This is a genomic window from Marinifilum fragile (genome assembly GCF_963677365.1).
Taxonomy (GTDB): Bacteria; Bacteroidota; Bacteroidia; order Bacteroidales; family Marinifilaceae; genus Marinifilum; species Marinifilum fragile.
In genome coordinates, this window is sequence record NZ_OY781962.1 from 4,535,623 (window position 1) to 4,556,764 (window position 21,142).

Annotated in this window: 24 protein-coding genes; 8 read left to right on the forward strand and 16 right to left on the reverse strand. The window is 35.0% G+C overall.

Features of this window, described 5'->3' with window-relative positions; translation table 11 throughout:
• Positions 1-8 precede the first annotated feature (8 nt).
• Positions 9-1,400 (forward strand): NAD(P)/FAD-dependent oxidoreductase, encoded by a 1,392-nt coding sequence (locus ACKPCA_RS18425; RefSeq protein ID WP_054714172.1) that lies wholly within the window; start codon positions 9-11, stop codon positions 1,398-1,400.
• 199 nt (positions 1,401-1,599) lie between these two features.
• Here the strand turns inward: ACKPCA_RS18425 and ACKPCA_RS18430 are convergent, their stop codons facing one another.
• The 14 genes from ACKPCA_RS18430 to ACKPCA_RS18495 all read right to left on the reverse strand — a co-directional run bounded on the left by ACKPCA_RS18430 (position 1,600) and on the right by ACKPCA_RS18495 (position 13,160).
• On the reverse strand, positions 1,600-1,899 hold the full coding sequence (locus ACKPCA_RS18430; RefSeq protein WP_321280349.1) for a two-CW domain-containing protein: 300 nt from the start codon (positions 1,897-1,899) through the stop codon (positions 1,600-1,602).
• A 113-nt stretch (positions 1,900-2,012) separates the two neighbouring features.
• Entirely contained in the window at positions 2,013-2,972 is a 960-nt protein-coding gene (locus ACKPCA_RS18435) for a DUF4269 domain-containing protein (RefSeq protein WP_321280350.1), read from the reverse strand.
• Positions 2,973-3,122: 150 nt separating this feature from the next.
• A complete protein-coding gene (locus ACKPCA_RS18440) occupies positions 3,123-3,692 on the reverse strand; it encodes a hypothetical protein (RefSeq protein ID WP_321280351.1) in 570 nt (189 codons plus the stop codon).
• A gap of 328 nt (positions 3,693-4,020) precedes the next feature.
• A complete protein-coding gene (locus ACKPCA_RS18445; protein ID WP_321280352.1) occupies positions 4,021-5,064 on the reverse strand; it encodes a hypothetical protein in 1,044 nt (347 codons plus the stop codon).
• A gap of 48 nt (positions 5,065-5,112) precedes the next feature.
• Complete coding sequence (gene lnt, locus ACKPCA_RS18450) at positions 5,113-6,636, reverse strand: apolipoprotein N-acyltransferase (protein WP_321280353.1); 1,524 nt, start codon at positions 6,634-6,636, stop codon at positions 5,113-5,115.
• A gap of 2 nt (positions 6,637-6,638) precedes the next feature.
• Positions 6,639-7,505, reverse strand: a complete 867-nt coding sequence (locus ACKPCA_RS18455) for a DMT family transporter (protein ID WP_321280354.1) — start codon at positions 7,503-7,505, stop codon at positions 6,639-6,641.
• A gap of 20 nt (positions 7,506-7,525) precedes the next feature.
• Positions 7,526-8,065 carry a DUF4924 family protein gene (locus ACKPCA_RS18460; protein ID WP_054714191.1) on the reverse strand — a complete coding sequence of 180 codons (540 nt, stop codon included), beginning with the start codon at positions 8,063-8,065 and terminating at the stop codon, positions 7,526-7,528.
• A 56-nt stretch (positions 8,066-8,121) separates the two neighbouring features.
• Positions 8,122-8,499 (reverse strand): RNA-binding S4 domain-containing protein, encoded by a 378-nt coding sequence (locus ACKPCA_RS18465; RefSeq protein WP_054714194.1) that lies wholly within the window; start codon positions 8,497-8,499, stop codon positions 8,122-8,124.
• A 10-nt stretch (positions 8,500-8,509) separates the two neighbouring features.
• On the reverse strand, positions 8,510-9,085 hold the full coding sequence (gene pth, locus ACKPCA_RS18470; protein ID WP_321280355.1) for an aminoacyl-tRNA hydrolase: 576 nt from the start codon (positions 9,083-9,085) through the stop codon (positions 8,510-8,512).
• A 192-nt stretch (positions 9,086-9,277) separates the two neighbouring features.
• Positions 9,278-9,856, reverse strand: coding sequence for a 50S ribosomal protein L25/general stress protein Ctc (locus ACKPCA_RS18475; RefSeq protein WP_054714195.1), 579 nt, complete (start codon positions 9,854-9,856; stop codon positions 9,278-9,280).
• A gap of 115 nt (positions 9,857-9,971) precedes the next feature.
• Positions 9,972-10,904, reverse strand: coding sequence for a ribose-phosphate pyrophosphokinase (locus ACKPCA_RS18480; RefSeq protein WP_054714198.1), 933 nt, complete (start codon positions 10,902-10,904; stop codon positions 9,972-9,974).
• A 189-nt stretch (positions 10,905-11,093) separates the two neighbouring features.
• Positions 11,094-11,696 (reverse strand): ribosome biogenesis GTP-binding protein YihA/YsxC, encoded by a 603-nt coding sequence (gene yihA / locus ACKPCA_RS18485; RefSeq protein ID WP_321280357.1) that lies wholly within the window; start codon positions 11,694-11,696, stop codon positions 11,094-11,096.
• Positions 11,697-11,826: 130 nt separating this feature from the next.
• Positions 11,827-12,807: a type I phosphomannose isomerase catalytic subunit gene (locus ACKPCA_RS18490; protein ID WP_321280359.1), complete on the reverse strand. Its 981-nt coding sequence runs from the start codon at positions 12,805-12,807 to the stop codon at positions 11,827-11,829.
• 50 nt (positions 12,808-12,857) lie between these two features.
• The gene (locus ACKPCA_RS18495; protein WP_321280360.1) at positions 12,858-13,160 is read right to left on the reverse strand and encodes a Dabb family protein; all 303 of its coding nucleotides are present in this window, start codon (positions 13,158-13,160) and stop codon (positions 12,858-12,860) included.
• Positions 13,161-13,248: 88 nt separating this feature from the next.
• Between ACKPCA_RS18495 and udk the strand changes: the two genes are divergently transcribed.
• The 3 genes from udk (at position 13,249) to ACKPCA_RS18510 (ending at position 15,871) form a co-directional block, all read left to right on the forward strand.
• Positions 13,249-13,866, forward strand: coding sequence for a uridine kinase (gene udk / locus ACKPCA_RS18500; RefSeq protein ID WP_054714207.1), 618 nt, complete (start codon positions 13,249-13,251; stop codon positions 13,864-13,866).
• An 83-nt stretch (positions 13,867-13,949) separates the two neighbouring features.
• Complete coding sequence (locus ACKPCA_RS18505; RefSeq protein WP_321280361.1) at positions 13,950-14,672, forward strand: 3'-5' exonuclease; 723 nt, start codon at positions 13,950-13,952, stop codon at positions 14,670-14,672.
• 89 nt (positions 14,673-14,761) lie between these two features.
• On the forward strand, positions 14,762-15,871 hold the full coding sequence (locus tag ACKPCA_RS18510; protein ID WP_321280363.1) for a hypothetical protein: 1,110 nt from the start codon (positions 14,762-14,764) through the stop codon (positions 15,869-15,871).
• 242 nt (positions 15,872-16,113) lie between these two features.
• On the opposite strand, the gene ACKPCA_RS18515 is transcribed toward ACKPCA_RS18510, so the two are convergent.
• The gene (locus ACKPCA_RS18515; RefSeq protein WP_321280364.1) at positions 16,114-16,923 is read right to left on the reverse strand and encodes an alpha/beta fold hydrolase; all 810 of its coding nucleotides are present in this window, start codon (positions 16,921-16,923) and stop codon (positions 16,114-16,116) included.
• An 83-nt stretch (positions 16,924-17,006) separates the two neighbouring features.
• On the reverse strand, positions 17,007-17,720 hold the full coding sequence (locus ACKPCA_RS18520; RefSeq protein ID WP_321280366.1) for a pyridoxine 5'-phosphate synthase: 714 nt from the start codon (positions 17,718-17,720) through the stop codon (positions 17,007-17,009).
• Positions 17,721-17,826: 106 nt separating this feature from the next.
• Here ACKPCA_RS18520 and ACKPCA_RS18525 point away from each other — a divergent pair, with 106 nt between their 5' ends.
• From ACKPCA_RS18525 to ACKPCA_RS18540, 4 genes are all read left to right on the forward strand, one after another.
• Positions 17,827-18,492 carry a CBS domain-containing protein gene (locus ACKPCA_RS18525; RefSeq protein ID WP_306739919.1) on the forward strand — a complete coding sequence of 222 codons (666 nt, stop codon included), beginning with the start codon at positions 17,827-17,829 and terminating at the stop codon, positions 18,490-18,492.
• A gap of 122 nt (positions 18,493-18,614) precedes the next feature.
• Entirely contained in the window at positions 18,615-19,499 is an 885-nt protein-coding gene (locus tag ACKPCA_RS18530) for an NAD kinase (protein ID WP_054714225.1), read from the forward strand.
• A gap of 208 nt (positions 19,500-19,707) precedes the next feature.
• The gene (gene porG, locus ACKPCA_RS18535; protein WP_054714228.1) at positions 19,708-20,373 is read left to right on the forward strand and encodes a type IX secretion system protein PorG; all 666 of its coding nucleotides are present in this window, start codon (positions 19,708-19,710) and stop codon (positions 20,371-20,373) included.
• 3 nt (positions 20,374-20,376) lie between these two features.
• Positions 20,377-21,123: an isoprenyl transferase gene (locus ACKPCA_RS18540; protein ID WP_321280370.1), complete on the forward strand. Its 747-nt coding sequence runs from the start codon at positions 20,377-20,379 to the stop codon at positions 21,121-21,123.
• Positions 21,124-21,142: the final 19 nt, after the last annotated feature.

Below are 21,142 nucleotides of genomic sequence, written 5' to 3' on the forward strand. Positions count from 1 at the left end.
AATAACGTATGGAAAAATACGATGTGATTATTGTCGGAGCCGGTCCAGCCGGTATTTTTTGTGCTTACGAATTAGTAAAAAATCGAGACGACTTAAAAATCTTAATTCTTGAAAAGGGTAGGGGAATGGACAAAAGGTCTTGTCCGAAACACACCAATGGTGGAACCTGTGTGCACTGTAAACCTTGCAGCATTACTACTGGTTGGGCAGGTGCAGGTGCATTCTCTGATGGGAAATTGTCTTTATCGCACGAAGTAGGTGGAACTCTTCCTGATTATTTGGGAGTTGAAGAAACCATTGATTTGATTGCTTATACCGATAAGATTTATCTGGAATTTGGTGCAGCAACTGATATTCATGGTGAAAAATTAACTCCTGCTATGGAGAATATTCGTCGCAAAGCCATTGAGTCGAATTTGAAATTGGTTCACTGTCCGGTTCGTCACTTGGGAACCGAAAAAGCTCAGGATTTGTACAAGCGTTTGTACGAGTATGTAACATCAAAAGGAGTTGAGGTACAGTTTAATTGTGCTGTGGAAAGCTTAATTCTAGAAGGAGATAAAATTCAGGGAGTTAAGAATGGAAAAGGAAGCTATTATGGCGATTTGGTAATGGTTTCGGTTGGTAGAGATGGTGCGGATTGGCTAATGAAAGAGTGTAGCAAAGAAAGTATTTCTACCGAGGTGGGGGTTGTTGATATAGGTGTGCGTGTTGAGTGCAGAAACGAAATCATGCAGGATATTAATGAGAACTTTTACGAGGCAAAATTAATTCACTATACTCAAACTTTTGATGACAAGGTGAGAACTTTCTGTAGTAATCCCGGAGGATTTGTTTCTTCGGAGTATTACGATGGTGATTTGGCAGTTGTAAATGGACATAGTTACAAGGACCTGAAGAGTGATAATACCAACTTCGCCTTATTGGTATCGCAAAAGTTTACCGAGCCTTTTAAAGCACCCATTGAGTATGGTAAGCACATTGCCAGATTGGCCAACATGCTAACCAATAACCAAATTTTGGTACAACGATTTGGTGACTTGGTTCGCGGACGCAGAACGACCTCCAATAGATTGTATCGAAATAACATTATTCCAACTTTGAAAGATGCAGTGCCAGGTGATTTGAGTTTGGTGTTGCCACATCGTATCCTAAAGGATATCGAGGAAATGATTTACGCTTTGGATAAAGTAACGCCTGGCTTGGCTTCTGATGAAACTTTACTGTATGGTGTAGAAGTAAAATTTTATAGCAATATCACGAAAGTGGACGAAAGCTTTCAATCAACATCGGTGAAGAATCTATACTTAGGTGGTGATGGAGCAGGTATTACACGAGGTTTAATGCAAGCTTCGGTTAATGGAGTTGTAATTGCAAGAGAGTTGCTTAAAAAGCTCTAAATCGAATATAGTATAATGCAAAAAGCTTGGCTACTAATATGTAGCCAAGCTTTTTTATGCTTTTTAGAAAGTCCTAAACCAATTCCTTCAATTGATTTTTAAAGATTATTTGGATTGGAAAAGATGAGTTGCATTTAGTGCAGCATAGTAATCTAACAAGGTTCTTGAAAAATTACGCAACAAAACTTAAACATTCCTTTTACTTTTTTTTAATAAGTTCCTTATTTAATAAAACAAAAGCACGACTTTCTTCATTGTCAACCATCTTAAAAAAGCTACAATTGATGCATCCTAAAAGCTTTTCTTCAATTTCGCCTTGAATGCTTTTATTGCATAAAGTTCCTTCCACTGTCCAGCAGCTTCTTCCTGCTTTTAATCCGTTATTAACTCCAGTGTTTTCAAATTTTATACTTGCAGGACAAATACCTAATTCATTGGTATTAACACCTCCAATTTCTCTCCCACACTTAAAATATTCCCAACAATTTAATTTTGCCATCTTCATCTATTCCCCCAACCAAAAATAAATATCCTTGCATTAACTCGGATATCGATTTGATAAAGGATACTTATTTTAGGGTAAACCAATCTCTGGTTTAAGAATTTGAATTTTTACTTCCAAAGTTTTTTGATTTCTCGATCACTGTAGGATTCAAGCTTCAATAGCTCATTAAAAGGATCTCCTTCCAGATTTAGCAAATCAGCAAAAGCAGGTTCTGTTTTAACACCTGTTTCTTTCAATTTTACCACTTCTTTATTAAAATCTTCACCTAAAAGTTTTAAAATGCGATCTTCAATCAACATGTGTCGATAAGAATTCTGTGCCACAACCGGATATGCTGAACCATAAATTTCAATATCGAAACCTTCGTAATTAAAGTTGGCAACTACTACCCAATAACCCGCTTTTTCTTTTTGCTCAATTTTAAAATCTTTTTGCTTTCCGTAAATTGATTCCACAACACGTTCAAAACAGTCGGCATCAAAAAATCTACAAGCAATATCCAAATCGCTTTCTTTTACAGATATGCCAATTGGAATGGTACCTGTTAAAGTTGGATTGTATTCTGCCAAAGAATCTAAAATCCCTAGCTTGGTAAGGCAGTTATATGCTTTTACCTGCACTGGCGATCCATCCTTTAAGTAATTGATATTTCTCCAGTCTTTATTGATATCGCGAAATTGTTCAGCTAGTATTTGTTTGGTATCCTCAATTTTTGAATATTCGAAACTTTTCACCTGAGAGCAACCTGCTATCATTGCTGAAACCTGTTTTTTGCCATCTTTTCGATACAAACAGATAATTGGTTTATTGAATTCGGCTGCGCGACCAATTTCGTAACCGACACCAAGCGAAGGAGTAGTTACCTCAGCTACTACAACATCTGCTTCCATGACCCATTTTAAATCTCGGTCGTGAATTTCTTCATCAGATAAATTGGTATCCTGAACTTTTGAGCCAATATGCTCTGTTAGCACATTGCCATATTTTTTTAATTCATCGATAATCTGTTTGTAGATTTCAGCGTCCTCATGGCCACCTCGGATCGATCCTGAGAAGTATATTTTCATAGTGTGTTTTTAGATTGTTCTTGTATTTCTTTCGTGTAATTCTAATATAATTGAAATCTGTATATATTCCAATAGTTCAATATTTATTAAAGTATGATTTCTGCAGGATAAATCTCCTTTAAAATGATTTATCGGGATGAGGTACGAATCTTACCTCAACTGCCTCTTCACATGTTCTGGAATCAAATTTTGTAATCCTTTAGCTTGAGGCGAATTGATATCGATGTATTTCCAATCGCAGGATTTTTTATTGGCAATGGCAAGCATTGATCGATGAGCCTGTATGGTAAAAGAATTGCTTTCCTCGTTATACTTCACATTCTCTTTACCAAACTCTTGTTCAAATTTAGGTTGAACAAGCGAAGAACCCTGCGACATTAATCCTGAGAGTTTTACTTTTACAATGCCATAGTAATGGATTTTACAGTATTTCTGGGTGCCCGATTCAACTACATTTGAAATTCTATCGATGGATTTAAAATCGGTAGTCATTTTAACGCCCATATTGTCCATTCCTTGCATGACCATGATCATATTGTCCTTGCTCATCATCTCAAAAATGCGAGGATACATCATTTCAGTTACAACGTCCCATTGTTTGTTGTTAAAAGCAGTGGTATAACTGATTAAATCTTTTTCGAAAGTACTCTTTAGGTTTTTCTGTGCAAATGCACTGGTTAAAAGCAGACATAGTATTGTTATTGCGAGTATTCTTTTCATATAGTAATGTTTTTAATTCGCTTGAATATAATAAAAAGGAACTTGCAGAGGACTTAAAAGATGTTAAAATGCTAATTTAGAAGAGAAAGCTTCGTCAATATAGATATACTAGTTGAGCTTTGGTCAGTAGAATTTTTGCCATTCATATGAACGGATTGACACAAAATCCGATGCATTCATTTAAGCTACAAATCGTTTCCCTTTTGCTATAAAAGTGTTTACAAGTTGCGAGTTTTTGTAGTCTATTGCTATCTGGGGCAGTAAAAAGCATAAAAAAACGACCAATTCCAGCAGTAATTGGTCGTTTTTATATATCCTTTTGAGGAGTTTATTCTAATCTCATCTTACAATTGTTAGCGCGAATATTCAATTTCGAGATTGATTTCTTCGAACCAATTTTACCTTTGGCTACATAGGTGTTTTTATCGGCTGTTTCTTCATTCTTTAAAGTAAAATCATTCGAGTTATCGAATTTCACTGATTTGTGATTGATTTCGTAATTGATGTTGCAACCTTCCATAAAGCTTAAGCCAATGTGGCCATATTTAGAATCAAGCTTAATGAATGAGAACATGTTGTTAATGTTGAAAACATTGATGTGACCGAATTTTAATTCATAGTCTATTTCATCACCCAATTGTGCAATTTCAAATTTGGTAAAGTTCGAAGTTCCGTAAAGTGTTTCAATCTCTTTTATATCGAATTTATCGCGTGCCGATTTAATGTTTAGGTTGTCGATTACCTGAATGGTGTATTCAGAATCGCGGCTTTCTCCTGAGATTTTATTGGCATTCTCAATTTTAAATTCAGAACCAGCAGCATCCAGTTGTGTGTTAGCAAGCTGATTGATTTTTACATTTACATTGGAAAGCTTTAAGTTGTTGTTGCCATTTAAGCTATTGGCGGTGAAGTTTCCATTGTTTTGATCCAAGCTAAACTTGGCATTGTGATCATCCAGGAACACATCACCATTTCTCTGAATAATTTCAAGATTTACAGAAGCAGGCATGTGAACTGTGTACGAAATTTTAATTTTACCCTTGTTGAACAAAGAGTTAGTCAATTTCTTAAGGGAAAAGAAATCTCCCAAAACCGTTTGAGCTACCAGCTGTTGACCTCCCTCGGTAAAATCGATATTGATGTTTTCAACCATGGTTTCGTTCTTGTCTTCGTTTGATCCGTCAACCGTGATTAAAATTTCGAAATGAATTTCATCTTTATCCCAATTTTTAACCTGAACTTTTCCGTAATGGGCATCTATTTTCAGATTTTCAATTGATTTGAATGTCTTGTCAATTTTCTTGTTTTTTGCTGCGCTAAGAGTTCCGCTTATCATGCAAACAGTTAGTAAGGCAAGTAATAATCGATACATATTGTGTGTAATTTTAGTTTTAAAATAGTTCCGTCAAAATTAATGGAATTAAAACTTTCTTCCTGATAATCGAAGTGTATAAGTGCGAATTTTAACAAAGATTAAGAGAAGCAAGGCAAAGAACAGGCAAGTTCGGCCAATGTAATCTCCATGCTCAGAATAAAAAGTTCTTCCACTTAATAAACTCAGATTTCCACTAAGTATTGTTTTGTTCCACCAACTTGTTTTAGCAATTATCGTGCCTTTGGAGTTGATATGAGCAGAAATTCCATTATTGGCTACACGAATATAATCGCGACGAGTTTCAATGGCTCTAATACGGCTAAAGTTAAAATGATGCATATAGCCAGGAGTGTTTTTCCACCAGCCATCGTTGGTTATCATGCATATAAATCCATTCGATTCAGGAATACGCTTTGCGCAGTAATCACCAAAAATAGATTCAAAGCAAACCACGGGAACAATTGCAGTTGAATCGGCCATAAAGTAATTGGTTTCATTTCTACTGCTGTAGGTCCCATTGTATCCTCCTATTTCGAGCGAATATTTATTCAGAAATCCCAAATATTTGTCGAAAGGTATTCGTTCGAACATGGGTACCAATTTGGTTTTGTGGTAGAACTGTGGAACAGAATCACCGATTAAAAGTGCCGAATTGAAGGATTCATCATCAATCTTACTGTGCACTCCAATTAGAAAATTGGTTTTAGGATATTTTTCCTTCATGGCGGATAGCTGTTGGTAGTATTCCGAGGTATTCGGATTTTTTTCGTCTATTGATTGAAGGATTAAAGTTTCAGGACCAAATAAGAAATCTGGAGCATCTACATTACAAATGGAATCAGCCGACTTGATGAAATCATTAAAATATTTTTTCTCACTTTCAGGGACAAACTTTTCAGTATAAGGATCGAGATTGGGTTGAATTAATGCAAATGTGCGATTGGCTGAAGTGTTTTCGGGCTTGATATCATTTCCGACGGAAGAATAAAGAAGAGGAATTCCAAACAAGACCAACAAAATGAATACTTGTGAATAGCTAAAATCCCTTTCTCGTCGGATGATTTCAAAAATACTATAGTTGATGAGGATGACCCACAAACTACCACCTCTGGTTCCGGTGAATTCATACCATTGTATCCAGGAAGGAGCAGAGGCAAATGCATTGCCCAGGTTTAACCATGGCCAGGCTAAATCCCACTGTGTATGAAAATATTCAAAGCCTAACCAAATAATTATAAATGGAAGAAGTATGGAAATGTGCAAGCTTTGTCTGGCTTTACTGATCAACCAAAATATCAGTGCCAGCAACATAGAATTTATTGAAATGATTAGAATTACTCCTAAAATATGTGCTTGTGCTACCCACCAATAAGCCATTACATTCCAGACTGTAAAACTTAGAAATGTGTAGTTGAAAAGTAAATATGGATTGTGATGATCTTTAAGTTTTTCTTCCAGAAACAGTAATGGAATCCATGCAAATAGTATCAGGAAAAAGAGTGAAGGAATACAAAAAGGAATTCCAAGAAGGATTCCTGAACTTAAGGCAAGTGGAATGTTTTTATTCACAATTATCGGTGTGTTAGGTTAACTCCCACTAAGATAATGATAATTGATGCGACTTGTGCCAATGTAATTTGATCTCCTCCGATTACAATTCCCCAGAAAATTGCCACTATTGGAATAAGATAGGCAATGGAAGCTGCAAAAACGTGCGACGACTGTTTGATGAGGCGATTGTAGAATATCACTCCAGCAAAAGTTAGTAAGGCCAACAGGGTAAGCATTAAAGCACTATTGGTGAAATTTTCGGCCGCTAATGGTGCACTAAGATCCGTAAATGCCAAATAAGAACCTGCCATAGGTCCAACAAAAAGGAATGCTAAAGATGCAATTTCAGTACCTGTAAGTTTTGGTAAGGCAAAGCTAATAATGTTAATACTGGTAGCAACCGAAACCATTGCCATAAAAACATAGAAAATCCCAAGTAAATGGGTCGTTCCATGAGACTCACCAGAAAAGATGATGATTAATGTTCCTGCGAAACCAAGTAAAATACCTCCAATTATTTTTATGTTGGTTTTGTTCTTAAATAATAGGATCGCCATTAATAAAGTGATTGTTGGTAGCATGGCAGTTAGCATACCAGCAATTGAGGAACTGATTAAGGTTTGAGCTTTGGCAAAAAAGTAGGAGGGACCAATATTACCAGTCAATCCTGATAATATCAAAGGAATAATATTATCCTTGCCAAGCTTTTTGATATTCTTAAATATTAATGGAAGAAAGAGTAAAAAAGACAGAAAAACCTGAAAGGCAGCAACCTGATCGTGGCTAAAACTTTTTAAGGCAATTTCCCTTAAAATATATGGGCTGCCCCAAATGAATGATACCAATAAGAGTAAAAACCAGTTGCTGTTTTTGTTTGATCCTTCCATAGATATTTAAGAGCTTGATGTTATTCTTTTTCTTCCTCGAAAGCTTTGTATTTAGCAGTTAAATCTGAAATTAACTGGCTAAAAGTTGTAACAGCAGCAATTGTTTCTTTCGAGATTTCTTTTTGTTGAAGCTTTAGCATTAAAATGCCATACAAAGCAGTTAGGCAAACTTCAATGTCGTTGTTTTCTTCCTTAGCTTGCGATTTTTGGCGAAATTCGGCAATGTTACCTGCAGCTTTTTCGAATAGACTTATGTAAGCAGCGTCCTTTTTGTTGTTCAAAAGATGCAAGTGAAAATCGAATAGTTCATTTACATTGTTTTTTAGAATTTGCAAATGCCCACGTTCTTCCACTTTTTCAATTTTCATCATCTCAATCAAGTTTTCGTACCAGGCTTTGATTTCCTGATGCTTTTCATCATCTTGTTTGAACTGAGAAATGATGTTTTTATCTACAGCTTCAATATCGAATTTATAAGCTCTTAATATATCTTCAACTTGCCACATGTATAAAATGTACTCGGCCAAATTGGTTTTTCTTTTTTCCTGTGCTATTATCATGATATGATTATCAGTTAACAATTAACAGTTATTACTGCAAACTGTTCGTTGTATTATTATCCTTTTTTCAGCTTGTCTATCAAGCGACGTTCTAGTTTTGTAGGACGACCGGTTCCTCTTTGGCGTTGTTCAAAGCCAAAATTTTTGGTTGCATTTAGCAAATCCAGCTGTTCTTGTGCTGTAATGTCCTCTACAAAATCAACTGCTAATTTAGCCGACATTCTTTTGCCAGATATTGCTTTAACGCGATAACTTCGAATAATGGGAGGAACGCGAATATCGATTTTTTCGTTCAATTTTACTTCTCTTGAAGGCTTAATTGTAACTCCATCTATGGTCACCTTACCTTTTTTACAAGCTTCGGCGGCCATGCTGCGAGTTTTGAAAATTCGAACTGCCCACATCCATTTGTCAACTCTTACCTTATCGTCCATATCTTGAGGTCTATTTACCGTTTTTCTTGGTATTATAAGCTGTCATGGTTCTTTGAATCCCAATTGTACTCATTCCTTTAATCATGTTGATACAGATTTTGTACAACTCAGCTAGTTTTTCAGATTCTTCTTCGGTCCATTTTCCCAAAACATAGTCCACTTGCTGTCCTTTGTGAAAATCATCACCAATGCCAAATCGAAGGCGAGCATAGTTCTGATGTCCTAATGTTTCATTAATGTGCTTCAAGCCGTTATGTCCAGCGTCACTGCCTTTTGGTCTCAAACGCAAAGTTCCAAATGGCAACGCAAGATCATCTACCAATATCATCATGTTCTCAACAGGAATTTTCTCCTTCTGTAACCAATAATTTACAGCTTTCCCACTAAGATTCATATAAGTGCTTGGTTTTACAAGAACATATGTTCTGCCCTTAAATTTATATTCACACATCGCTCCGTAGCGAGCATCTTTAAATTCAATTTTTGCAGTTTCTGCAAGTGCATCCAAAATGCTAAAACCAATATTGTGTCGGGTGTTGTGATATTCTGCACCAATATTTCCTAAACCTACAACCAGATATTTCATTGGATCAAATTTTTTATCACTATCAGAGAAAGATATCTTTCCCCATATATTTTTAAGGAACTGTATCATAACAAATCCAAAGTTAGAATAATTGTTTAAAACTAGGGATGAGTTTTTGATATCAGAATATTTGGTATTAAAAAACCTCCCAAGCAAATAGCCGGGAGGTTATATTTTTTACTAAACAAGCAATTAAGCCTGAGCAGCAGCCTGAGCAGCAGCACGAGCAGCTCTTGTAAGCTTAACTTGTACAACTACGGCATTCTTAGCATTCAATAGTTCAAGGTTATCGAAAGCAAGTTCTCTAATCTGAGTACTCTTACCAAGACCTAATTCAGTTACATTGATAGGTAAGAATTCAGGAAGATCTTTCATTAAACCTTTAACTTTAAGTTTTCTCAAGTTAACTGCCAATTTACCACCGGCTTGAACACCTTTCGCAAATCCTTCAACTTTAATTGGAATCTGAACTTCGAAAGCTTTGTCTTCGAATACTTCGAAAAAGTCAGCGTGAAGAGCTTTATCAGAAGTAGCGTGGAATTGAACTTCTCTCATAACTGCAGAAAACTTTTTACCTTCAATATCGAATTTTACGATGAAAGTTTCTGGAGTATAAAGCAATTTGTTCAAGTCTTTCTCGCTAACTGCAAAGTGGATGTTTTCTTCACCACCGTACAATTCACAAGGAACCAATTCTTCTCTACGTAAAGCTTTAGTAGCTTTTTTTCCTAAGTCAGTTCTTAAAGAACCTTTTAATTCTAATGTTCTCATTTCAAATTATTTTTGTGCTACTCAATAACAATATCTTCACCCGGTAAAAAGGTTCAATTGATATCCCATCACACGTTTATAATAATTTTACCTAAAATCGGCGCAAAGATAATAATTATAAAATAAAATTGGAACTGATTGATTCGCAATTGTAAACATTCAAGATTGTTTTTGCGAAAATATCAGCAATACTTAATGATTTAATCTTGCTAGATTCTTCTTTTAGCGGAATTGAGTTGGTGAAAATCACCTCTTCCAATGAAGAATTTTCAATTCTTTCGTAAGCAGGACCTGAAAGAACAGCATGAGAAGCAATTGCTCTAACACTTTTTGCTCCTTTTTCTTTCAACATGTCAGCGGCTTTGGTAATGGTTCCAGCTGTATCGATCATATCATCAACAATCACAACATTTTTACCATCAACTTCACCAATAGCTGTCATTTCACCTACAACATTTGCTTTTTCTCTTCTTTTGTGACAGATTGCCATATCAGCATGCAGGTATTTTGCATATGCATGTGCTCTCTTACTACCCCCCATATCAGGAGAAGCAACCACAAGATTATCAAGCTTTAATTCTTCAACGTAAGGAAGAAGAACCGAAGAACCATAAAGGTGATCCACTGGAACATCAAAGAATCCCTGAATTTGATCTGCATGTAAATCCATTGTCATCACACGATCAACACCTGCAGCCATTAATAGGTTTGCCACCAATTTAGCTCCAATTGCTACTCTTGGGCGATCTTTTCTATCCTGACGAGCAAAACCAAAGTAAGGAATAACTGCACATACTTTATAAGCCGAAGCTCTTTTTGCAGCATCAATCATCAATAGAAGTTCCATCAAATTATCTGTAGGAGGATAAGTTGATTGAACGATAAAAACATGAGCTCCACGAACTGTTTCTTCGTAAGCAGTTTCAAATTCTCCATCACTGAATCTAATAATGCTAGACTCTCCAACACTTAAACCAGCAGCTTCTGCAATTTTAGCAGCTAGGTGTTCGCTGTTCGAGCCAGCAAAGATTTTAATCGGGGCTTTCATTAAAGTATTATTTGTTTATAAATCAGATATGTTTTATTGTGCAAATTTAAAAATTATTGCCGCAAAAAAATGAATTAAATCCTTTAACAGCAAATATTTTGACCAATTGATTTCTATAGGGTTTACACCTATTTAAAATAAAAAGAAGATATCTTTAGCAGAGATCTTCCTTGAATTTATTTTACGGTATTAATCCCGTGTCATCTTGATTGTTTCTTCGATATAATTTAAAATTTCATCTTTACCTAAACCATTAGATGATGAACTAATAAAATATGGAGGCATTTCTTCCCATGATTCAAGCATCACTTTCTTATAAGTTTCAATGCATTCACCAAGTTTTCGTTTTGTTAGTTTATCAGCTTTGGTAAAAATGATTGAAAAAGGAATTCCGTTAATACCCAACCATTCCATGAATTCAGTATCCTTTGTCTGAGGTTCGTGACGTGAATCAACCAGCACAAAAAGGTTTACCAAATTTGGTCTGCTCTCGATGTATTTAAATATTAATCTTGAAAAACGCTGTTTAGTGTTTTTTGCAACTTTTGCGAATCCATATCCTGGTAAATCTACCAAATACCACTCCTTATTTATTAAGAAATGATTTACTAACTGTGTTTTACCTGGTTTCGAAGATGTTTTTGCCAGATTTTTATTGTTGGTAATCATATTGATTAATGATGATTTTCCAACATTCGAGCGCCCGATAAAGGCATACTCTGGCTTATCTGGTTTCGGACATTTTTTTACATCCGAGTTAGACATTACGAATTCTGCTGCAGTAATATTCATTGGTTCTCCGTTTTCGTGCGCAAAGGTATACAGATTCTTAAATTTTCCGAAATAAATTTATTCTTGTTTCAATGAAAATAAAAAACCTCTTCTCAATCAGCGGAGAAGAGGCAATTTTATTTTAAGAGTTTTATTTGATATAAACTTCAAGAATTTCAGTTTTCCCCTTAGGGAATAGGATAACATTTTCAAGTGCCGCAGGAATTAAAACAGTTTCACCTTTGGTAACTTCAGTAGTAATTCCATCTTCACTTTCAATAGTAAAATTACCATCCAAACACATGTAAATTACAAAAGAATCCAACTGAGAGTAATCTTTCTCAATTTGTTTATCGAACTCAAGTGTATTGGTTGTAAAATACGGACAACGAACCAATTCTGTAGTCTTGTTGATTTCTGTTTCGTAATCAGTTCTGTATTTTTTCTCAAAGCTATAATCTATAGCATCAACAGCCAATTCAGTATGCAATTCTCTTGGATTTCCCAGATCATCGGTTCTGTTCCAATCGTACATGCGATAGGTTACATCAGATGTTTGTTGGATTTCGGCCAATAGAATTCCTTTTCCAATGGCATGAACTCTACCTGCAGGAATAAAGAAACAACTTCCTTTTTTAACAGGCTCGTTGTTCAGAATTTCCTCTAGTTTGCCTTCTTCCAGTTTGGCAACATACTTTGCCTTGTCAACTTCCCGATTGAAACCTACGATTAATTCAGATCCTTTATCGGCTTCAATTACATACCACATTTCGGTTTTTCCAAAGGCATTGTGTCTCTCTTTTGAAAGCTCATCATCTGGGTGTACCTGAATTGATAGTACATCATTGGCATCGATAAATTTAATCAACAATGGAAATTCCATTCCAAATTGATCGTATACTTTATCTCCCACCAGGTCGCCCATGTAAATTTCAATAAGCTCTTCAAGATTATTGCCAGTAAGATTACCATTACTAACAACAGAAATATCTCCTTCAACTCCAGATATTTCCCAGCTTTCTCCAGCATTTGGTAGTGGAGCGAAATCTTTGTTTAAAATTGTTTTTAATTTGTTGCCTCCCCAAATTTTATCTTTTAGGATTGGCTGAAATTTTAAAGGATACAAACTCATTTTTGTACAATTAAATAATTTGATTGATGTTTATGTGGCTTTTGGGACTACTAAAATTCGTAATCAATAACTTTTCGGTCAATTGCCATTTCTTTAACCACTTCAGCTGCTTTAACATGATCTGGATGTTGAGCATATACCGATAAGGCGTCCAGATTTTCAATGTCAACATTAACAATAAAATCATATGAAGCATCTGATTTTAATTGATCGAAGCCGATTTGTAGAAATTTGATTTCGGGAATTTTATTCTCTAAACCGTCAAAGGCATTTACTAATCTTTCCTGATAAATTTTCTCCTTCTCCTTAGACTCGAAAGTCTTGAACTTAAACATTGCAATGTGTTTGATCATTTCAGTTCTTTTTAAATAATTAGTAATTTGCTTGCCGAATTATTGCAAAAGTATCAATTTTGCAGCAAACATCTAAATATCATACAACATGTTGATTATTGGAATTGCAGGAGGTACCGGATCAGGTAAAACTACAGTTGTCAGAAAAATAATAGAGAAATTGCCACAAGGCGAAGTGGCTGTGTTGCCACAGGATTCTTACTATAGAGATAATGCTCACATGCCATTGGAAGAGCGTCAGGAAATAAATTTTGATCATCCACGATCAGTTGAATTTGAGTTATTGGTAGAGCATATTAAAAAACTTAGGAATGGAGAAGCGATTGATCAACCGATTTATTCTTACCTAACTTGTTTACGTTCTGATGAAACCATTAAGGTAGAACCTAAAGAAGTTGTGATTATTGAAGGAATTTTGGCTTTAACACAACCGGAACTTCGCGATTTAATGGATTTGAAAATATTTGTTGATTGCGATGCTGATGATCGATTAAATCGTGTGATCAAAAGAGATATTATTGAACGTGGAAGATCGGTAAATAAAGTGTTGGATCGTTATGAAAAAACGGTAAAACCAATGCACTTGCAATTTATCGAACCATCAAAACGATATGCCGATATTATTGTTCCTCAGGGTGGGAATAATATAGTTGCCATTAATATTCTTACCCATTTTATTGAGAAGAATTTGATAGTAAAACTATAATTGTTAATAATATATTGAAAGGAGGCTTTGTTTGAGTCTCCTTTTTTTATAACTTTTCACTTTGTTTATGATAAGCCATTGCCATGCTTAATAAAATTAAAGCCGACAGTTTACTTTTTATTGATATTGAAACTGTTTCAGGAACTGAAGATTTTGAACAATTATCTCCAAAACTTCAGGATTTATGGGAGAAGAAATCCAACTATTTTAGAAAAGAAGATGAATCAGCTGCTGATGTTTATCAGCGTGCTGGAATATATGCAGAATTTGGTAAAATTGTATGCATATCAACAGGGATGATCACTTACAAAGAAGGCGGACGTAAATTTGTGGCCAAGTCTTTTTATGGAGATGATGAGCGATTGTTGCTTGAAGAATTTGCAGATATGCTCACTCGATTTTGCAGTAAACCTTACAGAAATCTTTGTGCTCACAATGGGAAAGAATTCGATTTTCCATATATCGCCCGACGGATGCTCATTAATGGAATAGTCTTGCCAGATATTTTGGATATAGCTGGAAAAAAGCCTTGGGAAGTGCAGTTTATTGACACTATGGAACTGTGGAAATTTGGTGATTACAAACATTACACTTCACTGGCTTTACTTTGCGAGGTATTTAATATTCCTACACCAAAAGATGATATTGATGGATCGATGGTTGGAGAAGTGTATTGGAAGGATGGAGATTTGGAGCGAATAGCAATTTATTGTGAAAAGGATATTCTGGCAACTGCCCAACTGTTTTTGCGATATCAAGGAGAAGATTTGATTCCGGAAGGAAATTTTGAAAGAATATTGTTGTAATAATCTTTGTTATTGTACAATAATTTAACTTTTTTCGTGTTTAACAATTCTAGAGTTGTAATAATTTAAACCTGAAAAATATTAATAGAATGAATCATTCAATTTATAAAAAACTATCATTTGCCTTTGCTCTATTGGGGGCTCTTTCATTGTGTTCATGTGGTGGAAGTAGTGGTGGTGATGAGGAAGAATTTGAATTCAAACCATCTGACCTGACCAATAAATATTGGTATGCCAATCCTTTTTTATCGGGAGACTATAAGCGTGATGATGCGCTGATCGTTTACAGATTTGAAGGTGGGAATGTTTTGAAGAAACAGGAATTTAGCGGGCGTCGTGATAAAGTGGTAGGAGAATGGTCGCTAGTAAATAATCAATTGATAATTGAAGATGAATCAATCGATCCAAATAATCGTCAGGAATGGTTCATTCAATCAAACTCAAAAAGTAATTATTTAAAACTTAACAGTTCAAATGGTTCTAGAGAGTTTTATACGGATATTGATGCGATTAATGATATTACTGCTGACGCCTATGTGGTGAATGAGTTAAGATTGGTTAATGGATCATATGAATCTGATTATAAAATGGAGTATGCCGTTTATGGTGGTCAATTAAGCCAAGCAAAGGTTTTGCTTGATGAATCAACAAGTTTCGATTTGGAAGCATTTACAGACTTTAAAGGAGAGAAGGTTTATTACCTTAAAGAATCGGATCGTGAAGCTTATCTTGAGAATTTTACGGGAAATCAAACTGTGAAATTTGTGGTTAAGGCTGGTGGAGAGAATTATAAATTGGAAGATCAGCTTTACGAATCAGGAATTAAAGCTTTGAATAATTTTTCCACTACAGCAACTCATGCAAGTCAAAGTGGTACTGTAACGATCAACTGGAAAGCAATTGATGAGGATAACATTTACTACTATGTTGAAATCTTGGACAAGAATAAAAATGAATATCTGCCAAAATTTAGAAGTACCAGACAAACTGCAAGTGCAGGTGAGGAGAAGGAAATTGTAATTGATGCTACAACTGCCAACGAATTACAAGCTTTGTCTGAATTGGAAGTTGGAGAAGATTACTACGTTAAGATTTCGGGTTTTAAATACGAAGATGATATTCATCCAGATAATAGCTCGAATAAAGAGATAAATATTCAGGCGGTTACCAGATACGTGTTCAAGGCAGGTGTTTGGTAGAATAAAAAAGACTTTAGATATGAAGCCTTCGCTATTAGTGGAGGTTTCTATTTTTAGATTCTTATACTTCTTTGGCAAATAAATTCTTCCGCCAGCGTGCGGAATCATCGAAAAAATAATTTACGTGTTCCGCCAGCGTAAGAGGTCTTCAAAAAATAAAATAAGCTCTCCCATTAACGGAAGAGCTTATTTTATGTCTGACTATCATTGATTAATAGTATATTTTATCTTTTTGTGGAAAATTAATCCAATACAAAATACTCAATTGTTTTTACTAGTAATTTAGGTTGTTCGGCATGAACCCAGTGACCAGCCTTAGGAATTGAGGTGATTTCAGCATAGGGAAATATGGTTCGAATCAGCTGATGATCGTCATCGGTAATGTAATTGGAGTTGTCACCTTTTATAAAGAGAACCGGAAAGCCTGTAATCCCTTTCCCTTTCTGAAATTTCTCCTTATCCATACCATCCATAATCTGCGGCAAATATTCACTAATAGTTTTGATGTTTAGTTTCCAGGCAAACTCTTTATTATCGTTTCGTTTTAAATTTTTGAGAAGAAATTGTCGTACCCGTTCGCTGGAAATACTTTCAGCTAATTTTTGATCGATTTCCGTTCTGCTATTATAATTGGATAAATCGAAGTTCAACATTGCCGAAACAATATTTTCATGATCGATTGTTTGTGGAGCGTAATCAGAAATCTTCGTGTAGTTTTTTGGTGCAATATCTACTACGATTAAATTGTTTACTCTTTCAGGATAATCAGCAGCAAAAAACATTACGGTTTTTCCACCCATTGAATGACCTAGAAGGTTAGCCTTTTCAATTTTGTGATCATCCATAAACTCCAGTAAATCTTCTTTAAGATTTTCGTAGGTATGAGAATCGGAATGAGGCGATGCACCATGATTTCTTTGATCTAAAATAAATACTTCGAAATTGTCGCTTAACTCTTTGGCAACACTCAACCAGTTATCCGAGGAGCCATATAATCCGTGAACAATGATTAATGGATAACCTTTCCCGATTTTTCTATAATTCAACTTCATAAAGTAAAGATATAACAGATCTTGAAATTGCAAAAAGAAAGGGTACCATGTTGGCACCCTTCTAAAAATATATCTTGGAAATATTATTTAAGACATTTTTTATACATCTGTACTGTGTTTTCTAATCCAAAGTACAAAGCATCAGAAATTAGAGCATGACCAATTGAAACTTCAGCCAAATTTGGAATTTCCTGATAGAAATATTGAAGATTTTCCAAACTTAAATCGTGACCGGCATTAATTTCAAGACCTAACTCGTGGGCTCTTTTTGCTGCAGTAACGAATGGACGAATAGCTGCTTCTTTATCTTCTGGATATTCTGTTGCGTAAGGCTCTGTATACAATTCAATACGATCAGTTCCTGTAGCCACGGCACCTTCAATATTATCTAAATTGGTATCAACAAAAATAGAGGTTCTGATTCCTGCAGATTTAAATTGAGAAATAATATCAATTAAAAGATCCTTGTTCTTTACTGTATCCCAGCCAGCGTTTGAAGTAATGGCTTCTGGTGGATCAGGAACCAAGGTTACCTGCTCTGGTTTAACCTCAAGAACTAAATCAATAAAATCTTGCGAAGGATATCCTTCAATATTGAATTCGGTAGTTACCAATGGTTTTAAATCTCTAACATCTTGGTAGCGAATATGTCTCTCATCTGGGCGTGGATGAACAGTAATTCCTTCAGCACCAAAACGTTCGCAGTTAATTGCTGCTTCACAAACATTAGGAGTATTGCCACCGCGGGCATTTCGTAATGTCGCAATTTTGTTTATATTTACACTAAGTCTAGTCATTTTAATAGAATCTTAAATTGATTAAAATGTAAGGTAAGCGCAGTTTAAAAATCGTAACTCATTTACCTATCGGCAAAAATAAAAGTAATTCCTAGAAAAACTATTTATGATCGCAAAAGATTTAATTTCTGATGTAGTTCCTGTTTTAAGGGAAACGGATACTGGAATTCAGGCACTAAACTGGATGGAGATTTTTCGAGTATCTCATTTGCCAATTGTGAAAGGAGATGAGTTTTTGGGCTTAATTTCGGATAATGATATCTACGATCTAAATCAGGCTGAGGAGCCAATAGGAAAACAGAAACTGTCTTTGTTTAGTCCATATGTAATGGAAAATCACCATATATATGATGTTATTGAAATTATATCTCGACTTAAACTTACTGTAATTCCAGTTTTGGAAGACGAAAAAACGTATGTAGGACTAATTACCCTTAATGATTTAATGCAGTATATCGAAAGGATTTTTTCAGTGAGAGAACCAGGAGGAATTATTGTGTTGGAGCTTAATTCCATTGATTATTCTCTTAGCGAGATTTCAAGAATTGTTGAGAGTAATGATGCTAAAATATTAAGCTTGTATGTAAAGTCTGCAACTGATTCAAGGAAAATAGAACTTACCATAAAAATAAACCGTAGTAATTTAACCTCAATAATTCAAACATTTTTGCGTTACGATTATACGATAAAAACTACTTATGTGCGTGAAGATGATATGAAGGACATGTTGGAAGATCGTTACAATTCTTTCATGCGATTTCTGAACATCTAATTAAATCTTCAAATCTTTATTGATTTGAGTTTCCCGAATAGGAGAAACTTTTATATTTGCTTTTACAGATATTGAATATTTTATGTGTGCAATTATCTGTGGAAATCAATAAAACAAACTAGATGAAAATAGCTCTTTTTGGTCGACTCTTTAATGAAAGTTTCACCGATAGCTTTAAACTCATGTTCGACGAGTTTGCCAAACGCAATGTGGAGGTAGATATATACGAACCATTTTACGATTTTTTAATTCGTGAAATCAATTTTAAACCACCGGTTAATGGATATTACAAAGGGTGTGATGATTTGAATAAAGATGTAGATTTTGTTTTCTCTATTGGAGGAGATGGAACTTTTCTAGAAGCTGTAACCATTGTTCGGGATTCAGGAATTCCAATTGTGGGGATCAACAGTGGTAGATTGGGATTTATGGCAGATATTGCACAGGATGAAATTCCGCAGGCCTTGTCAGATATTTTTGAGGGGAATTATACCATCGAAGAAAGGAGCTTGCTTCAATTAGAAACCTCAAAAAATGGTTTATTCCCAGAATTCAATTATGCACTTAACGAGTTTACTGTGCATAAAACGGATACAGCTTCAATGATTACCATTCATACCTACCTGAATAATGAGTATTTGAACTCTTATTGGGCTGATGGTTTAATTATTGCTACACCAACAGGTTCGACAGCATATTCATTAAGCGTAGGAGGACCAATACTTATACCTAATACTCAGAATTTTATTATTTCTCCGATTTCTCCTCATAACTTAACGGTTCGTCCTATCGTAGTTCCAAATTATCATGAAATTACTTTAAAGGTAGAGGGGAGAAGTGATAGCTATTTAGCTTCCTTGGATTCACGCTCATGTACATTTGATTCTTCAATTGAACTTAAAATAAAAAAATCAAATTTTAAAATTCGAGTTTTAAAATTGAAAACTCATAGCTTTTACGGAACCTTGCGTAATAAGCTTATGTGGGGTGTTGATAAACGTAATTAATAATCTAAGTAGTACTGTTTTTCATTTTAACAAAATTTAACTCGATAGGCATTATATTTTACCCCTGAAATAAGGATTTTTAAGATTATATGTTACTTTTGTAGCTTGTGAATGAAATTTGGGAGAATACATCCTGTTTCAACAGGGCATTAAAGCGATGTGTGACGCTCTCAAATTAAATTTACAGGTGAAAAACAAATTTGTTTTTATGCGCAGACTGATTTTTGGTATACTTTTTTTTGTCGCTTGTAATTCGGCATTTTCGCAAACCAAAGCAGAATTAGGTTTTTTTGGAGGAGCAGCCTATTACATGGGGGATATTAATCATACCTATCATTTTTATTCAAGTTCTGTTGCTATTGGGGGAATATATCGGTATAACTTTAATCCCAGATATTCTTTAAGAGCAAGTATGTTGTTTTCCGGATTAAAAGGAGAGGATAGTGATTTTAAGAATCAATATCAGCGTAATAGAGGTGCTTCTTTTGATACTGATGTGGTTGATTTGTCTTTGCAAGGAGAATTTAATTTTCAACCATTTTGGGCACCGGGAAAATCGAGAACCAAAAAGTTGGTTCCCTATGTAACGGCAGGTATCGGGTATATTGCGCCAAGTAGTACCGAATCATCTTTTACTATTCCTATGGGAGCAGGATTTAAATATAACCTGGGAGGAAGATGGACTGCGGCCTTAGAGTGGAGTTTTAGGAAAACATTTACCGATAATTTGGATCATTTAGATGATCCCCATAGTTTAAATGAAAGCAATTTAATGCACAATAACGATTGGGCATCCTTCTTTGGAATCATGTTTAGTTACAAACTATTTCCAGATAATGAAGAGTGTCATTCATACGGTCGATTTGTTAAGTAATATATGTCATTCAAAGAAAAGATTATAAAAGAAAAGTTGCCTTCTCATTTGGCAATAATAATGGATGGTAATGGTCGCTGGGCAAAAATGCGTGGTGAACATAGAATTGTAGGCCATCAGAATGGCGTTGAAGCGGTAAGACAAACTGTCGAAGGAGCCGCAGAATTAGGAATTTCATACCTAACCCTTTATGCATTTTCAACTGAAAATTGGAATCGTCCACAAGATGAAGTTCTTGGCTTAATGTCTTTATTGGTAGAGGCTATCGAAAATGAGACTCCAACTTTAATGAAAAACAATGTTCGATTAAAGGCCATTGGGAATCTAGATAGTTTGCCAGAAGAGGTAAGAGAAAAATTGAGTGGAACCATCAATACAACATCTGTAAATACTGGATTAACTTTAGTTTTGGCCTTAAGTTACAGCGCGAGATGGGAAATTGTGAACGCGGTTAAGTTGATTGCAAATAAAGTGTCTGATGGGAAAATGTCTGCCGATGATATAGATGATTCAATTTTTGAAAATCACTTGACAACTGCAGGTATTCCTGATCCAGAGTTAATGATTAGAACCAGTGGAGAAACGAGAATCAGTAATTTCTTGTTATGGCAATTGGCTTATGCCGAATTGTATTTTACTGAATTGTTTTGGCCTGATTTTGATAAAGAGGAATTGTATAAAGCCTTGTATAATTATCAAAACAGAGAACGCAGGTTTGGTAAAACGAGTGAACAGTTAACAGATAATTAAGAATTAACCATTATAAGCT

Bases quoted from the DNA above. Each gene is read 5' to 3' on its own strand.
- ACKPCA_RS18425 (WP_054714172.1), top strand. From the start codon at position 9: ATGGAAAAATACGATGTGATTATTGTCGGAGCCGGTCCAGCCGGTATT.
- ACKPCA_RS18430 (WP_321280349.1), bottom strand. From the start codon at position 1,899: ATGGCAAAATTAAATTGTTGGGAATATTTTAAGTGTGGGAGAGAAATT.
- ACKPCA_RS18435 (WP_321280350.1), bottom strand. From the start codon at position 2,972: ATGAAAATATACTTCTCAGGATCGATCCGAGGTGGCCATGAGGACGCT.
- ACKPCA_RS18440 (WP_321280351.1), bottom strand. From the start codon at position 3,692: ATGAAAAGAATACTCGCAATAACAATACTATGTCTGCTTTTAACCAGT.
- ACKPCA_RS18445 (WP_321280352.1), bottom strand. From the start codon at position 5,064: ATGTATCGATTATTACTTGCCTTACTAACTGTTTGCATGATAAGCGGA.
- ACKPCA_RS18455 (WP_321280354.1), bottom strand. From the start codon at position 7,505: ATGGAAGGATCAAACAAAAACAGCAACTGGTTTTTACTCTTATTGGTA.
- ACKPCA_RS18460 (WP_054714191.1), bottom strand. From the start codon at position 8,065: ATGATAATAGCACAGGAAAAAAGAAAAACCAATTTGGCCGAGTACATT.
- ACKPCA_RS18465 (WP_054714194.1), bottom strand. From the start codon at position 8,499: ATGGACGATAAGGTAAGAGTTGACAAATGGATGTGGGCAGTTCGAATT.
- pth (WP_321280355.1), bottom strand. From the start codon at position 9,085: ATGAAATATCTGGTTGTAGGTTTAGGAAATATTGGTGCAGAATATCAC.
- ACKPCA_RS18475 (WP_054714195.1), bottom strand. From the start codon at position 9,856: ATGAGAACATTAGAATTAAAAGGTTCTTTAAGAACTGACTTAGGAAAA.
- ACKPCA_RS18480 (WP_054714198.1), bottom strand. From the start codon at position 10,904: ATGAAAGCCCCGATTAAAATCTTTGCTGGCTCGAACAGCGAACACCTA.
- yihA (WP_321280357.1), bottom strand. From the start codon at position 11,696: ATGAATATTACTGCAGCAGAATTCGTAATGTCTAACTCGGATGTAAAA.
- ACKPCA_RS18490 (WP_321280359.1), bottom strand. From the start codon at position 12,807: ATGAGTTTGTATCCTTTAAAATTTCAGCCAATCCTAAAAGATAAAATT.
- ACKPCA_RS18495 (WP_321280360.1), bottom strand. From the start codon at position 13,160: ATGATCAAACACATTGCAATGTTTAAGTTCAAGACTTTCGAGTCTAAG.
- udk (WP_054714207.1), top strand. From the start codon at position 13,249: ATGTTGATTATTGGAATTGCAGGAGGTACCGGATCAGGTAAAACTACA.
- ACKPCA_RS18505 (WP_321280361.1), top strand. From the start codon at position 13,950: ATGCTTAATAAAATTAAAGCCGACAGTTTACTTTTTATTGATATTGAA.
- ACKPCA_RS18510 (WP_321280363.1), top strand. From the start codon at position 14,762: ATGAATCATTCAATTTATAAAAAACTATCATTTGCCTTTGCTCTATTG.
- ACKPCA_RS18515 (WP_321280364.1), bottom strand. From the start codon at position 16,923: ATGAAGTTGAATTATAGAAAAATCGGGAAAGGTTATCCATTAATCATT.
- ACKPCA_RS18520 (WP_321280366.1), bottom strand. From the start codon at position 17,720: ATGACTAGACTTAGTGTAAATATAAACAAAATTGCGACATTACGAAAT.
- ACKPCA_RS18525 (WP_306739919.1), top strand. From the start codon at position 17,827: ATGATCGCAAAAGATTTAATTTCTGATGTAGTTCCTGTTTTAAGGGAA.
- ACKPCA_RS18530 (WP_054714225.1), top strand. From the start codon at position 18,615: ATGAAAATAGCTCTTTTTGGTCGACTCTTTAATGAAAGTTTCACCGAT.
- porG (WP_054714228.1), top strand. From the start codon at position 19,708: ATGCGCAGACTGATTTTTGGTATACTTTTTTTTGTCGCTTGTAATTCG.
- ACKPCA_RS18540 (WP_321280370.1), top strand. From the start codon at position 20,377: ATGTCATTCAAAGAAAAGATTATAAAAGAAAAGTTGCCTTCTCATTTG.